The 14,575-nt window shown below is 68.4% G+C and carries 8 protein-coding genes and 1 tRNA gene; 5 read left to right on the forward strand and 4 right to left on the reverse strand.

Annotated elements, in window-relative coordinates; genetic code table 11:
- Positions 1 to 7: 7 nt before the first annotated feature.
- Together ACVT6V_RS15245 and ACVT6V_RS15250 are read right to left on the reverse strand one after the other, a co-directional pair.
- Positions 8 to 793, reverse strand: coding sequence for an SIR2 family NAD-dependent protein deacylase (locus ACVT6V_RS15245; protein ID WP_489900624.1), 786 nt, complete (start codon positions 791 to 793; stop codon positions 8 to 10).
- On the reverse strand, positions 790 to 1,218 hold the full coding sequence (locus ACVT6V_RS15250) for an HIT family protein (RefSeq protein WP_489900625.1): 429 nt from the start codon (positions 1,216 to 1,218) through the stop codon (positions 790 to 792). Before ACVT6V_RS15250 ends, ACVT6V_RS15245 begins: the two co-directional genes overlap by 4 nt.
- Positions 1,219 to 1,734: 516 nt before the next feature.
- Between ACVT6V_RS15250 and ACVT6V_RS15255 the strand changes: the two genes are divergently transcribed.
- Together ACVT6V_RS15255 and acpS are read left to right on the forward strand one after the other, a co-directional pair.
- Positions 1,735 to 10,968 (forward strand): fatty acid synthase subunit beta domain-containing protein, encoded by a 9,234-nt coding sequence (locus ACVT6V_RS15255; RefSeq protein WP_489900626.1) that lies wholly within the window; start codon positions 1,735 to 1,737, stop codon positions 10,966 to 10,968.
- A gap of 17 nt (positions 10,969 to 10,985) precedes the next feature.
- Positions 10,986 to 11,378: a holo-ACP synthase AcpS gene (gene acpS, locus ACVT6V_RS15260; protein ID WP_489900627.1), complete on the forward strand. Its 393-nt coding sequence runs from the start codon at positions 10,986 to 10,988 to the stop codon at positions 11,376 to 11,378.
- A gap of 99 nt (positions 11,379 to 11,477) precedes the next feature.
- Here the strand turns inward: acpS and ACVT6V_RS15265 are convergent, their stop codons facing one another.
- Positions 11,478 to 12,113 carry a TetR/AcrR family transcriptional regulator gene (locus ACVT6V_RS15265; RefSeq protein ID WP_489900628.1) on the reverse strand — a complete coding sequence of 212 codons (636 nt, stop codon included), beginning with the start codon at positions 12,111 to 12,113 and terminating at the stop codon, positions 11,478 to 11,480.
- A gap of 24 nt (positions 12,114 to 12,137) precedes the next feature.
- Complete coding sequence (gene bcp / locus ACVT6V_RS15270) at positions 12,138 to 12,611, reverse strand: thioredoxin-dependent thiol peroxidase (RefSeq protein WP_489900629.1); 474 nt, start codon at positions 12,609 to 12,611, stop codon at positions 12,138 to 12,140.
- A 233-nt stretch (positions 12,612 to 12,844) separates the two neighbouring features.
- Here bcp and ACVT6V_RS15275 point away from each other — a divergent pair, with 233 nt between their 5' ends.
- The 3 genes from ACVT6V_RS15275 to ACVT6V_RS15285 all read left to right on the forward strand — a co-directional run bounded on the left by ACVT6V_RS15275 (position 12,845) and on the right by ACVT6V_RS15285 (position 14,439).
- Positions 12,845 to 13,066, forward strand: coding sequence for a DUF3618 domain-containing protein (locus ACVT6V_RS15275; RefSeq protein WP_489900828.1), 222 nt, complete (start codon positions 12,845 to 12,847; stop codon positions 13,064 to 13,066).
- The gene (locus ACVT6V_RS15280; protein WP_489900630.1) at positions 13,063 to 14,280 is read left to right on the forward strand and encodes a L,D-transpeptidase; all 1,218 of its coding nucleotides are present in this window, start codon (positions 13,063 to 13,065) and stop codon (positions 14,278 to 14,280) included. The genes ACVT6V_RS15275 and ACVT6V_RS15280 overlap by 4 nt, the downstream gene beginning before the upstream one ends.
- Before the next feature lie 83 nt (positions 14,281 to 14,363).
- Positions 14,364 to 14,439 (forward strand) — tRNA-Lys (locus ACVT6V_RS15285).
- The last annotated feature ends 136 nt before the right edge of the window (positions 14,440 to 14,575 follow it).

Raw genomic sequence — 14,575 nt, forward strand, 5'->3', positions numbered from 1 at the left:
CGGGCGCTCAGCCGGCCCGGACGGCGTCCACCAGTGCCGGTAGTCCGACGGCGGCCGAGGTTCGGATGCTGTGGGTGGCCTGGTGGCTCAGAGCCGACGGCTCCGGATTGAACTCGATGACCTCGATGCCCCGCTCGAGTGCTCGTTCGGGCAGGGAGGCGGCGGGGTAGACCACCCCGCTGGTGCCCACGACGATGATCACGTCGCCGAGCGCGAAGGCGTTCTCGGCGTTCGACCAGGCATCGGCGCGCAGGCCTTCGCCGAACCAGACGACACCCGGACGCACCGGCGACAGACAGAACGGGCACGCAGGCGGCTCGACCCGGAGTTCATGAACCGCAACGTCGGGGTCGGCGTCGATGCCCTCGTACGGGCGCTCACAGTAGCTGCAGCGCGGTGCGAACAGGCTGCCGTGCAGGTGGCTGACGACCGTGCTGCCGGCTCGCTCGTGCAGATCGTCGACGTTCTGGGTCACCACCATCACCCCGCGCTCGCCGTCGAGGTCCGCCAACGCCCGATGACCCGGATTGGGCTCGGCCTGCCGGACGGTGCGGGCCCGCCATTGATACCAACCCCAGACCAGAGCCGGGTCCGCGGCCCAGGCGGCCGGGGTTGCCAGTTCGGCCGGATCGAACCGGGCCCACAGGCCGCTCTCGGCGTCTCGAAAGGTCGCGATGCCGCTCTCCGCCGACATCCCGGCACCGGTGAAGACCGTCACGACGTCGGCGCGCCGCACCGCGTCGACCGCGTCTGCGGGCAGCGCGATCGGTCCGCGCTCGTCGGGGCCGGTCATCGGCGGTCGGCCCGCAGCGCTGCACGCAGGATCTCGGCCGTCTCGTCGGGGTTCGGGTCCCTTCGGACGACCAGTCCCTTGGCGAAGCTGAGTTTGTCGCCGTCGTGGCGGGGCACCACATGCAGATGCGTGTGAAACACGCTCTGGAATGCCGCCCGGCCGTCATTGACGACCAGGTTGACCCCGTCGGCGTGCAATGCGCTCGACTTCATCGCCGCCGCGATGCGTTGGCCGGCGGCGAACAGGCGGCCGCCGAGGTCGGGTGCGAGGTCGGCGAGACCCGATGAGTGCTCGCGCGGCACCACGAGGGTGTGGCCGCGGGTCACCGGGCGGATGTCGAGGAACGCGACAACCTCGTCGTCGGCGTAAACAGTCCGGGACGGCGACGTCTGATTCACGATGTCGCAGAAGACGCAGGATGACATGACCACAGAGGGTACTTTTCGCGCACCTTCGAGGGGCGCCGGCGGGGGTCGCCATGCCGTGTCACCTGGAGTGGAACAGGTCACATAACGATTTGGTAACGGCGGTTTCGGACGGTCGGATCCCCCGATCGAGCGCTCGGACACCGGCCCCTAGCAGGACCGACGGCAGGCACTCGTCGAGCCCGCTCGGTGAACACCTGTACTACTCACGGGGTTACCCGTCGGTATACCCGCGGGTACGGTTTGAACATGAGGAAACCCTCATTTTCGTGTGTCATCATTGGGACACGTTCACGCCGACGGTGACTCATAGTCGAGTCTCGCGTGCCGCCAAAACCACTGTGCGGCAGGTGTGTTCATCCAGTGTGCCATCGCGCGTCGCACTGGAGGAGTCCAGGACCCTCAACGACCACAATCCAGCGGCATCGACCTGCCCGCACTGCTGCCGCCGATGACAAGAACCGCCTACCCGCGACACCGCCCCCGCCCCCCGGTGTCGAGACCAGAGGAGAACCCGTGACCGTCGACCAATTCCGCTCAGGAGCACAGGGCGCCGCACATGCGAACCGCCCCACCACGACACTGATCGACCGTCTCGCCGACGGCGAACCGTACGCCATCAGCTTCGGTGGTCAGGGTTCACCGTGGCTGCCCACCCTGGCCGAGCTGGTCGTCGACGCAGATCTCGAGCACCGGATCGCCAACATCGTCGCGGCCGCAGAGCGCATCATCGATCCCGTCGTCGACCAGCTGACCATCGCGGTCGCCGACGGCTTCCACCCCCTCACCTGGGTGCGGGCACTCGACGCCGAGGAGCCGGTGCCCGGTGACACCGAACTTGCCGACTTCACCCTGTCCGGCCCGGGCGTGCTGCTGACCCAGCTCGCGGCGATCGAGGCGCTGAAGAAGCAGGGCCTCGACACGACCGCCATCGCGCCGACCGCGGTCATCGGACACTCCCAGGGTTCGATCGCGACCCACGCGATCGGTGTCGACGGACACGCCGCGGAGACGGGGCAGGGGTCCCTGCTGGCGATCGCCCAGCTGATCGGTGCCGCGGGCACGCTGATCGCCCGCCGGCGTGGCCTGACGACCAGCACCGACGGCAGCCCGATGCTCGCCGTCAGCGGAGTGTCCACCGAGCGGATCAACGACATCCTGGTCGAGTACCGGGCCGGCCTGAGCGATGCCGAACTCGCCACCGCACCCGTCGTGGCCATCCAGAACGGCCGCCGATCGGTGGCGCTCTCCGGCGCGCCGCGTCACCTCGCCGCCTTCGCCGCCCTCTGCGAGCGCATCGCCGAGTCGGAGGCCGATGAGCGCAAGCGCAAGGTCACCGGTGGCGCACCGTTCGCGCCGAAGTTCGACTACCTCAACGTCAGCGTCGCCTTCCACCACCCGACGATGGCCGAGGCCGTCGACCTCGTCGGCGAGTGGGCGGACCTGTGCGGCATCGATCGTGAGACCGCCGTCCACCATGCCAACGCACTGCTGGTCGACCAGGTCGACTGGGTGAACACCGTCGACGAGGTCGTGGAGGCCGGCGCCAAGTGGATTCTCGACTTCGGCCCCGGTGACCTGGCCACCCGTCTGACCTCGCCGCTCGTGCGCGGTCAGGGTGTCGGACTGGTCCCGGCGGCACTGCGTGTCGGCCAGCGGAACCTCTTCAGTCCCGGCGGGATCCCGGAGGTCGCCCGGCCGTGGACACAGTTCGCACCGCAGCTCATCGAGCTGCCGGGCGGACGCAAGGCCATCGACACCGCCTTCACCCGTCTCACCGGGCGTTCCCCGATGCTGCTGGCCGGCATGACGCCGACCACGGTCGATCCGGCGATCGTCGCGGCCGCCGCCAACGCCGGCCACTGGGCCGAGCTCGCCGGTGGTGGTCAGGTCACCGAGCAGATCTTCGCCGACAACGTCGCAAAGCTCACCGAGCTGCTCGATGACGGTCGTCAGGCCCAGTTCAATGCGTTGTTCCTCGATCCCTACCTGTGGAAGCTGCAGCTGGGCGGCAAGCGGCTCGTACAGAAGGCGCGCGCACAGGGCGCGCCGATCGACGGTGTCGTCGTGTCGGCGGGCATCCCCGAACTCGAGGACGCGGTCGCCCTCGTCGACGAGTTCGTCGAGGCAGGTCTGCGTTTCGTCGCCTTCAAACCGGGCACCGTCGAGCAGATCCGCGCGGTGGTGCGCATCGCCGCGGAGGTCCCGCATCACCCGGTCATCGTGCAGATCGAGGGCGGCCGCGCGGGTGGCCACCATTCGTGGGAGGACCTCGACGACCTGTTGCTGGCCACCTACGGTGAGCTGCGCGCCCGCGACAATGTCGTGATCTGCGTCGGCGGCGGCATCGGAACGCCGCAGCGCGCCAGCGAATACCTCACCGGCGCATGGTCGTCGGCGTACGGATACCCGTCGATGCCGCTGGACGGCATCCTCGTCGGCACCGCCGCGATGGCCACCAAAGAGGCCACCACCGCACCCGAGGTCAAGCAGCTCCTGGTCGACACCGTCGGCTGCGACGACTGGATCGGTGCGGGATACGCCACCGCAGGCATGGCCTCCGGCCGCAGCCAGCTGGGTGCCGACATCCACGAGATCGACAACACCGCGTCACAGTGTGGTCGCCTGCTCGACGAGGTCGCCGGTGACGGCGATGCCGTCGCCGAGCGCCGTGACGAGATCATCGCCGCGATGGCGGGCACCGCCAAGCCGTACTTCGGTGACGTCGCCGACATGACCTACCGCGCATGGCTGGACCGCTACGCCACCCTCGCGGTCGGCGATGGCGATCACGACCAGCTCCCGTGGGCCGACATCACCTGGCAGCAGCGATTCGTCGACATGCTGCAGCGCACCGAGGCACGCATGAGCCCGGTCGATTCGGGTGAGATCCCCACCATGTTCGGCCAACTCGGCTCGACCGACGATCCGCATGCCGCGATCGATGCCATCGGCAGCGTCTACCCGCAGATCGAGACCGACATCCTGCACCCCGCGGATGTCGCGTTCTTCATGGAGCTCTGCCGCACGCCCGGCAAGCCGGTCAACTTCGTCCCGGTCATCGACAAGGACGTCCGGCGCTGGTGGCGCAGTGACTCCCTCTGGCAGGCCCACGACGCCCGCTATCCCGCCGACGCGGTATGCGTCATCCCGGGGCCGGTCGCCGTTTCCGGCATCACCGAGGTCGACGAGCCCGTCGGCGACCTCCTCGACCGTTTCGAGGCGCAGGTCGTCACCGATCTCGAGGGCGCCGGCAGCGAGGCGCTGACCGTCGACACCCGCAAGCGTGCGGGACTGGTCGACGGTGACGGAACCATCGTCGCCGTCCTGGAGGCCGACGACGTGGACTGGGTCGGCCGGATGGTCCCCAGCCCGATCGCGTTGCTCGGCGACGTCGACCGCTGGGAACTGGTCGATCCCGATCGCGCCGAGCACGAGCCCACCGGCTCGGTCCTCGAGCGGGTCGCGCAGGATCGCTACGACCTGACCACCCCGATCTCCGGGGCATCGGTGCGTATCCCGTTGCACGTGGACAACACTCTGCTCGACGGCGGTAACCCGCGTGTCGGCATCGACGAGGCGTCCGCGGCGATGACCGAGATCCTCACCGTGGCCGCCGGCGGCACCCTCGCCGGGGTCACCGACGGAGTCGCCGTCACCACCGTCGCGTGGAATCCCGACGACGTCGCCGACCACGCCGCGGTCACGGGCTACACGATGCCCGCCAACCTGCGTCCGACCACGCCGACCGAGCCGTTCGGCTTCGCGGTGCCCGACACCCTGGTCGGCGCCTGCTGGCCGAGCGTGTTCAGCGTGATCGGTGCGGCACGCACCGAGGCCGGCCTGCCGGTCGTGGAAGGTCTGCTCGACCTCGTCCACCTCGACCACGCGGTGGAGCTGGTCGGCGACATCCCCGCCACCGCGGCGGAACTGACCGTCACCGCCCGCAGTGGCGCGGTCCACGACACCGAGGTCGGTCGCGTCGTCGAGGTGAGCGTCGAGGTCTCCGGCCCCGCCGGTCCGATCGCGACCCTGCAGGAGCGGTTCGCCATCCGTGGGCGTCTCGGCTCGGCCGAACTCACCGACCCGGAGCGCGCCGGTGGCGCCGCCGATGGTGAGCAGTCGGCAACCCGCAAACTGCTGCGGCAGGCCACCATCACCGCACCGAGCCGGATGACCGGCTTCGCCGCCGTCTCGGGCGATCGCAACCCGATCCACACCGACGCCTCCGCTGCCCGGCTCGCCGGACTCGGCGACCCGATCGTGCACGGTATGTGGCTCTCCGCCGCGGCACAGCAGGTCGTGACCGCGACGGACAGCAAGCATCCGATCCCGTCGCCCCGCCCGCTGCTGGGTTGGACCGCCCGGTATCTGGGTATGGTTCGCCTGGGTGACGCCATCACGATCCGGGTCGACCGCGTCGGCCTGGATGCCGGCCGGGAGGTCGTCGAGGTCAGTGCCAAGGTCGGCGACAACCTCGTCATGAGTGCGACCGGTCTGCTGGCCGCACCGCGCACCGTCTATGCGTTCCCGGGTCAGGGCATCCAGAGCAAGGGCATGGGGCTTGACGCACGGTCGCGGTCCAAGGCTGCCCGCGCCATCTGGGACCGTGCCGACAAGCACACCCGGGCCGCGCTGGGCTTCTCCATCCTGGCCGTCGTCCGCGACAACCCGACCACTCTGGTCGCCAACGGCACCACCTACAACCATCCGGATGGTGTCCTCTATCTGACGCAGTTCACCCAGGTCGCCATGGCGACCCTCGGTGTTGCGCAGATCGCCGAGCTCAAGGAGTCGGGCGGCTTCGTCGAAGGTGCCATCACCTGCGGGCACTCGGTCGGCGAGTACAACGCGCTGGCCGCATGCGCCGGCGTCCTCCCGCTGGAGGCAGTGCTCGAGGTCGTCTTCCAGCGCGGTGAGGCCATGCACCATCTCGTTCCGCGAGATGAGCTGGGCCGCAGCGACTATCGGATGGCTGCCATCCGGCCGAGTCAGTTCGGTCTGGCCGACGCCGACGTCACCGGCTTCGTCGCCGAGGTCGGTGCCGCGTGCAACGAGTTCCTGGAGGTCGTGAACCTCAACCTGCTCGGATCGCAGTACGCGATCGCCGGCACGGTCCGCGGACTCGAGCACCTCGAGGACGAGATCGAGCGCCGTCGCCTGGAGTTCGGCGGCAAGAAGTCCTTCATCCTGGTGCCCGGTATCGACGTCCCGTTCCACTCGACCGTGCTGCGTGAAGGGGTGCCGGAGTTCCGGTCGAAGCTCGAGGGTCTGCTGCCCGAGCACATCGATCCGGCGATCCTGGTCGGGCATTACATCCCGAACCTGGTCCCGCGCCTGTTCACCCTGGACCGGTCGTTCATCGAGGAGATCGCCGCGTTGGTCCCCTCGGATCCGCTCGACGCCGTACTGGCCGACTGGGATTCGTGGGCTGCCAAGCCCGGAGCGCTCGTCCGCGTCGTGCTGATCGAACTGCTCGCGTGGCAGTTCGCCAGCCCGGTCCGCTGGATCGAGACCCAGGAACTGCTGTTCGCCGGTGCCGAGCGTGACGGTCTGGGCACGCAGCGGTTCGTCGAGATCGGACTCAAGGGCGCTCCGACGCTCGCCGGTCTGGCCTCGAACACGCTGAAGCTCGACGACTATGCGTCGGCGACCACGGAGGTCGTCAACGTGGAGCGCGACTCCGATGTCATCCTCGCCAAGGACTCCGGACCGGAGCCCGAGGACGAGGCCGGCGAGGCGCCCGCAGCCGAGGCTGCGGCACCCGAGCAGGCGTCGGCAGCTGCTGCGCCTGCGGCCGCTCCGGCTCCGGCTCCGGCCGCGGCGGGACCGCGTCCCGACGACATCTCCTTCGGTCCGGCGGATGCCGTGAAGTCCGTGATCGCGCTGTGGACGAAGATGCGCACGGATCAGATCGGCTCGGCCGACACGATCGAGGCGCTGTGCGACGGCGTGTCGTCGCGTCGCAACCAGCTGCTGCTCGACATCGGTGGCGAGCTGGGACTCGGTGCGATCGACGGTGCAGCCGAGGCCGACATGAATGCGCTGTCCTCGACGGTGCAGACCCTGGCCCGCGGCTACCGCCCGCTCGGTCCGGTGCTCACCGACGCCGTCGGTGATCAGGTCCGCAAGGTGCTCGGGCCGGTCGGGAAGCGTCAGTCCTACATCACCGATCGCGTCACCAACGTCTGGCAGCTGGGTCCCGGCTGGGGTCTGCACACCACCGTTGCGCTCGCACTGGGCACCCGCGAGGGCGCCAGCGTCCGCGGCGAGGACCTCGGCAACCTGCTCGACGGTGCGCTGGCCAACGCCGATGCGCTCGATGCACTCATCGACCGCGCGGTGACCTCGGTGGGCGCGGCCCGCGGGGTCTCGGTCGCCAAGCCGGCTGCCGAAGGTGGCGGCGGTGCAACGGTCGACGCCGCAGCGTTGGGCGAGTTCACCGAGCAGATCACCGGGCGTTCCGGGGCACTGGCCTCGGCGGCCTACACCGTGCTGGAGAAGCTCGGCCTCGCCGACGTCGCCGATGCGGGCGAGATCGTCGAGGACCCGAATGCGCTTGTCGCCGAGCGGGTCAGCGCCGAGCTGGGCTCCGATTGGGCCCGCACGGTCGCGCCGGCATTCGACACCGCCAAGGTGGTGCTGGTGGATGACCGCTGGGCCACCAGCCGTGAGGACCTGGTCCGTATCTGGCTGACCGACGAGCACGAGCTCGACAGTGACTTCGATGGTGTGGTCAACCGGTTCGCCGGCGCGGGTCACACCGTCGCGCAGCACGCGACCTGGTGGCAGGGTAAGTCGCTGGCCTCCGGAAACCCCGTGCACGCTCGGACCTTCGAGGCCATCGCGCAGGCGGCCGAAGAGCCCGGAACAGGACAGTGGGCGAGCGAGATCGCGGTGGTCACCGGTGCCGGCAAGGGATCCATCGCGTCGGGCGTCATCGGCGGACTGCTCGCCGGTGGTGCGACCGTGATCGCGACGACCTCCCGCCTGGACAGCGACAAGCTGGCGTTCTACAAGAAGCTCTACCGCGAGAACGCACGGTTCGATGCGGCGTTGTGGGTGGCCCCGGCCAACATGGCGTCCTACACCGACGTCGACGATCTGGTGGAGTGGATCGGCGCCGAGCAGACCGAGAACCTCGGTGGCACGACGTCGGTGATCAAGCCGGCGATGAAGCCGACCCTGCTCTTCCCGTTCGCGGCACCGCGGGTCGCCGGTGATCTCACCGACGCCGGCAGCCGGGCGGAACTGGAGATGAAGGTTCTGCTCTGGTCGGTCGAGCGGATGATCGCCGGACTCGCCGAGATCCACGCAGATCACGACATCGCTGCCCGTGTCCACGTGGTGCTGCCCGGTTCCCCGAACCGCGGCATGTTCGGTGGGGACGGCGCCTATGGCGAGAGCAAGGCGGCGCTCGATGCGCTGGTCACGCGCTGGGCGGTGGAGGATTCCTGGAACCAGAAGACGACCATCGCGCATGCGCTGATCGGCTGGGTCCGGGGCACGGGCCTGATGGGTCACAACGACGGCATGGTCGACGCTGTCGAGGCTGCCGGTGTTCGCACCTGGAGCACCGACGAGATGGCCGCCAACCTCCTGGGGCTGTGCGCTCCGGAACAACGGGCCCAGGCCCGGACCGAGGCGATCGTCGCCGACTTCACCGGCGGTCTCGACCCGTCGCTGGATCTCAAGGCGATGGCCTCTGCCGCGGCCGAGGCCGCAACCGACGAGTCCGAGGAGTCGGCGGAGGCCACCCCGACCGTGGCGGCGCTCCCGGCGCCCGCCCGCGCACCGCAGGGCATGAGCCCGCAATGGCCGTCGATCGATGCTCGCCCGGAGGACCTGGTGGTCATCGTCGGTGCCGGAGAGCTCGGGCCGTACGGTTCATCGCGCACTCGCCTGGAGATGGAGGTCGACGAGAAGCTGTCGGCCGCAGGCGTTGTGGAACTGGCCTGGAACACGGGCCTGATCCATTGGGACACCGCTCCGAAGCCCGGTTGGTACGACACCGAGTCGGGCGATCCGGTCCCGGAGAGTGAGATCGCCGAGCGTTATCACGACGAGGTCGTGTCGCGCTGCGGTATCCGCCGCTACGCCGACGAGGGGGCGATGGTCGACAACACCTCGCCGCTGCTCACCTCGGTGTTCCTCGACGAGGACCTCACCTTCACGGTGAGTTCCGAGGCCGAGGCCCGTGCGTTCGCCTCGGCGGCTCCGGAGAAGACCCGGATCGTGGAGAACGCGGAGACCGGCGACTGGCAGGTCACCCGCCTCGCGGGTACCGAGATCCGGGTGCCACGGCAGTTCTCGCTGTCGCGCACCGTCGGTGGTCAGATCCCGACCGGTTTCGACCCGACCCGCTGGGGTGTCACCCCCGACATGGCCGAGTCGATCGACCGGGTCGCGCTGTGGAACCTGGTGGCGACCGTCGATGCGTTCCTGTCGTCGGGCTTCACGCCGTCGGAACTGATGCGCTGGGTGCACCCCGGCCTGGTGGCCAACACCCAGGGCACCGGCATGGGCGGCATGACCTCGATGCGTGAGCTGTACATCAACACGCTGCTGGGTGAGTCCAAGGCCAACGACATCCTCCAGGAGGCCCTGCCGAACATCGTTGCCGCACACGTCGTCCAGTCCTATGTGGGCAGCTACGGCGCGATGATCCACCCGGTGGCGGCCTGCGCCACGGCCGCGGTCTCGGTCGAGGAGGGCGTCGACAAGATCCGGGTCGGCAAGGCACTGTTCGCGGTGGCCGGCGGCTTCGACGACCTCGGTATCGAAGGGATCGTCGGATTCGGTGACATGTCCGCGACCGCGGAGTCGGCCAAGATGTCGGCGCGCGGAATCGACGAGCGCCGGTTCTCCCGGGCCAACGACCGTCGACGCGGCGGGTTCGTCGAATCCGCCGGTGGCGGAACGATTCTGCTCGCCCGCGGTGACGTGGCCGCGCAGATGGGTCTGCCGGTCCTCGGTGTGGTCGCCTGGGCACAGAGCTTCGGCGACGGCGTGCACACCTCGATCCCGGCCCCGGGGTTGGGTGCGCTGGGCGCCGCCCGCGGTGCGCAGTCCTCGCCGCTGGCCAATGCGCTCAACGCGCTGGGTGTCTCCGCCGACGACGTCGCGGTGATCTCCAAGCACGACACCTCCACGCGGGCCAACGATCCCAATGAGTCCGAGCTGCACGAGCGGCTGGCCTCGGCGATCGGCCGCGGTGACGGAGCGCCACTGTTCGTGGTGAGCCAGAAGTCGCTGACCGGTCACGCCAAGGGCGGTGCGGCCGCCTTCCAGCTGATCGGCCTGTGCCAGCTGCTTCGCGACGGGGTGATCCCGCCGAACCGCAGCCTCGACTGTGTCGACGAGCAGATGCGCGACTATCCGCATCTGGTCTGGGCGCGCGAGACCCTGCACCTCGGTGAGCGTTTCCCGCTCAAGGCAGGTCTGCTGACCAGCCTCGGATTCGGTCACGTGTCCGGCCTGATCGCCGTGGTCCATCCGGAGGCCTTCGTGGCCACCCTGGACCCGGAGCAGGCACAGACCTACCGTCAGCAGTCGGCGGAGCGTGCACGCAAGGGCAATCACCGCCTGCTCGAGGCGATGTGCGGGGTGGAGCCGGCCTACCAGCGTCCGCCGAACCGTCGCTTCGACGCGGCCGTCGACGAGCATGATGCCGAAGCGGGCCTGCTCCTCGATCCGTCTGTCCGTCTGGCTGCCGAGGGCAGCTACGGCTACGCGGGCGAGGCGGTGTGACCGAGTCGGCTGTGGCGATGAGCGTTCTGGGCGTGGGCATCGACATCGTGTCGATCCCTGAGTTCGCCGAGCAGTTGCGCCAACCGGGCACGACGTTCGCCGACCGATTCACGGTTCGCGAACGTCGGGACGCCGCGGCGGGGACGGGCGACGAGGCCCGTCACCTCGCGGCCCGGTGGGCCGCCAAGGAGGCGGTGGTGAAAGCGTGGTCGGTGAGCCGATTCTCGCGATCGCCGTTGCTGCCGCTCATCCGACACAGCGACATCGAGGTCGTCACCGACAACTGGGGCCGCCCCGCGATCCGGCTCGCCGGAGAGATCGGGGAGTTGCTCGCCGCCACGCGTCTGCACATCTCGCTGACGCACGACGGCGACACCGCCGCCGCGGTTGCGATCCTCGAAGGCGTCTGATACCGAAGTTCCTCCGCTGCTTTCCCACTCGTCCGCTGATTGTTACGCGCGGACGAAAGGGAAAGTGGCGGAGGAACTCTCGTTTGGACGCGATACGCGTCAGGCGTCCTCGCCGGTGGTCTCCTCGAGGAGCAGGTAGCCGGCCAGCATCCGCTTGAGTTCGGAGACGGTCTGCTCGTGATCGTGACCGTCCTGCACCGAGAAGCTGAGCAGTGAGTAGGCGGTGTGCACCAGCACCTGCGACATCATCTCCCGACGGGTCCGTTGGGTGGGGGTGAGCGGTGCGATGATGCGCGAGACCAGTTCGGCGAGCACGCGTTCGTTCTCCGATGCGGTCGCCCGGGTCGCGGGCGTGGACTGCACGGCCAGCCAGACCGCCCGCCGTGACGGGTCATCCCGCCACAGGGCGGCCAAGTGATCGAGGAATTTCTCCAGCAGGTGCGGCCACTCCAGCGAGGGGATCTCGGTCGAGAACGCGGCCAACTCCTCGCGTACGCCGACGGTGTCCTGCCGATCCAGCTCGCAGACGATCACATACTTGTTGGCGAAGTACTGGTACAGCGTGCCGATCGGGACATCGGCGCGCGAGGCGATCTCCTCGCACGTGAGGGATTCGAAGCCGACGTCGATCAGTAGGTCTCGCGCGGCCGACAGCATCGCGGAGAACTTCTTCTTGCTACGTTCCTGCGTCGGCCGCTTACGTGGCAGGAGTGGCTGGGTGATCGGTGCGGACATCGTCGTGGGTGCCGGCGACAGCGCTCACACCGAGAGATCGCGCCGCAGCTTCGCGACATGTCCGGTGGCACGCACGTTGTACTGCGCCACCTCGATCCTGCCCTCCTCGTCGACGAGGAAGGTGGACCGGATCACCCCCGTGACGGTCTTTCCGTACATCTTCTTCTCGCCGAAGGCGCCCCACTCGGTGAGTACCTTCTTGTCCGGGTCGGACAGTAGTGGGAATGTCAGGCCCTCGTTCTCGATGAATTTCGCCAGTTTGGCCGGCTTGTCCGGAGATATCCCGACCACGTCGATGCCCGCATCTGCGAGGTCGGCGAGATTGTCGCGAAAATCACACGCCTGCTTGGTGCAGCCCGGCGTCGACGCGGCCGGGTAGAAGTAGACGACGACCTTGCGACCGGCGTAATCGGACAGGGAAACGGGCTTGTCCTGCGCGTCGCGAAGCGTGAACGCGGGTGCGGGGTCCCCGGCGGACAACCGCGTGGTTGCTGGCATACCGCCAGGCTAGTCGATCCGTGGAGCGGCGCGGATTCGCCCGTGTGCGGAATGTCGCAATTTTCGGTGCTCGCCGAACGCCGATATCGAACGCGAACGTGCTGCGTAGCGTGTCGAACGCCCCCGATGCCGTACCCTCGAAAGGTCGAGTGCGGGCACGCACCTGGGCGAACGAAGCCCTGGTGGAGCCGCCGCGACCCGAGACCGACGTCGAACACTTCTGGAGGAGCCACGTGGCCGGGGATACCGAACGTATCGAGCAGGACATCGCGCAGGCGCGTGAAGACCTGGCCAAGACCCTAGATTCGCTGGCCGAACGCACGAGCCCGCAGCGGCTCGCGGCAGACGCCAAGAGCAAGGCGATCGCAACGCTGAACAAGCCGGCGGTGAAGTTCGCACTGGTCGGCGTCGGTGGGCTCGTGGTCGTCTTGGTGGTCCGAAAGATCATGCAGTGACGGGCGCTCGCGGCGCATCGCCGCGGCGCGTACGCGGTGGCGCCGGATTCGTGGCGCTGATCGGCCTCACCGTCCTGACCCTCGCCGGGTGCTCGATGCCCGCAAGCTATCCGGACACGGTCACCGACGCCCAGAGCATCGATTCCCTGGCGCAGCCCACCATCTCGGTGGCGGGATGGCGCAACGCCCCGATGAACGACAAGGCGGTGGGCGTGATGCCCGGCGCCCCGATCACGGTGACCGCGCATGACGGCAACCTGTCCTCGGTGGTCGTCTCCGGCCCGGACGGGGCCGTCGCGGGCAAGACATCGCCGGATGGGTCGACGTGGGTGGCCTCGGACCCTCTCGACTTCGGTGCGGACTACACGCTGACCGCCGCGGCCAAGGGCGTCGATGGTGTCGGTGCGCGCAAGATCGCGTTCACCACCGCATCCGCCGACTCGCTCGCGGACGCCTCGACGGTCACCGCCGACGGCGAGACGGTGGGCATCGGTCAGCCCGTGGCGATCAACTTCGACACGCCGATCGCGAACAAGCGCAACGCGCAGAACGCGATCACGGTGACCACGGATCCGCCGGTCGAGGGCGCGTTCTACTGGCTCAACGACAGCATGGTGCGGTGGCGTCCAGAGCATTTCTGGAAGCCGGGGACCAAGGTGCATGTCGCGGTCAAGACCAAGGGCATCGACCTCGGTGACGGCGTGTACGGCGACAACAACCTCACATCGAACTTCTCGGTGGGGCGCAGCTTCGTCGCGGTCGCCGACGACAACACCAAGCAGATCACCGTGAAGGTCAACGGCAACGTCGTGAAGACCATGCCGACGTCGATGGGCAAGGACTCGACACCGACCAACAACGGGGTCTACATCGTCGCCGAACGTGAGCCCAGTGTGATCATGGACTCCTCGACGTATGGGGTGCCGGTCAACTCGCCGGAGGGTTACAAGGAGACGGTGTACGACGCGACCCGAATCTCGTTCAGCGGCATCTATGTCCACTCCGCGCCATGGTCTCTCGGCGATCAGGGCGTCGACGACGTGAGCAACGGGTGTCTGAACGTGAGTCCCGCCAACGCGGAATGGTTCCTCAACCATGCGTTGCGTGGCGACATCGTCATCGCGAAAAACACTGTCGGTCCGCCCCTTCCGGGCGACGACGGGCTCGGCGACTGGAACGTCCCGTGGTCGGTCTGGAAGAAGGGCAACGCCTGATCCCGCTCGGTGCGATAGGCCTCCTGAACAGGCGATTTCACTTCTGTCGCCGCGACATGTAAGGTTCCTTTTCGCACCGGCAAGCGCCATTAGCTCAATTGGCAGAGCAGCTGACTCTTAATCAGCGGGTTCGGGGTTCGAGTCCCTGATGGCGCACCACACGCACAAGACGCCCCGCGGCATGCGGGGCGTCTTTTGTGTCGGGTCGCGTCGGTGTTCCGTCGACCGACCGACTCGGACAAAGCGGTCGGGGTTTGTCTCGTACAATTGGCGCAAACCGCGCGTCCGGGAGGAT

It is taken from the genome of Gordonia sp. LMA167, assembly GCF_058130025.1.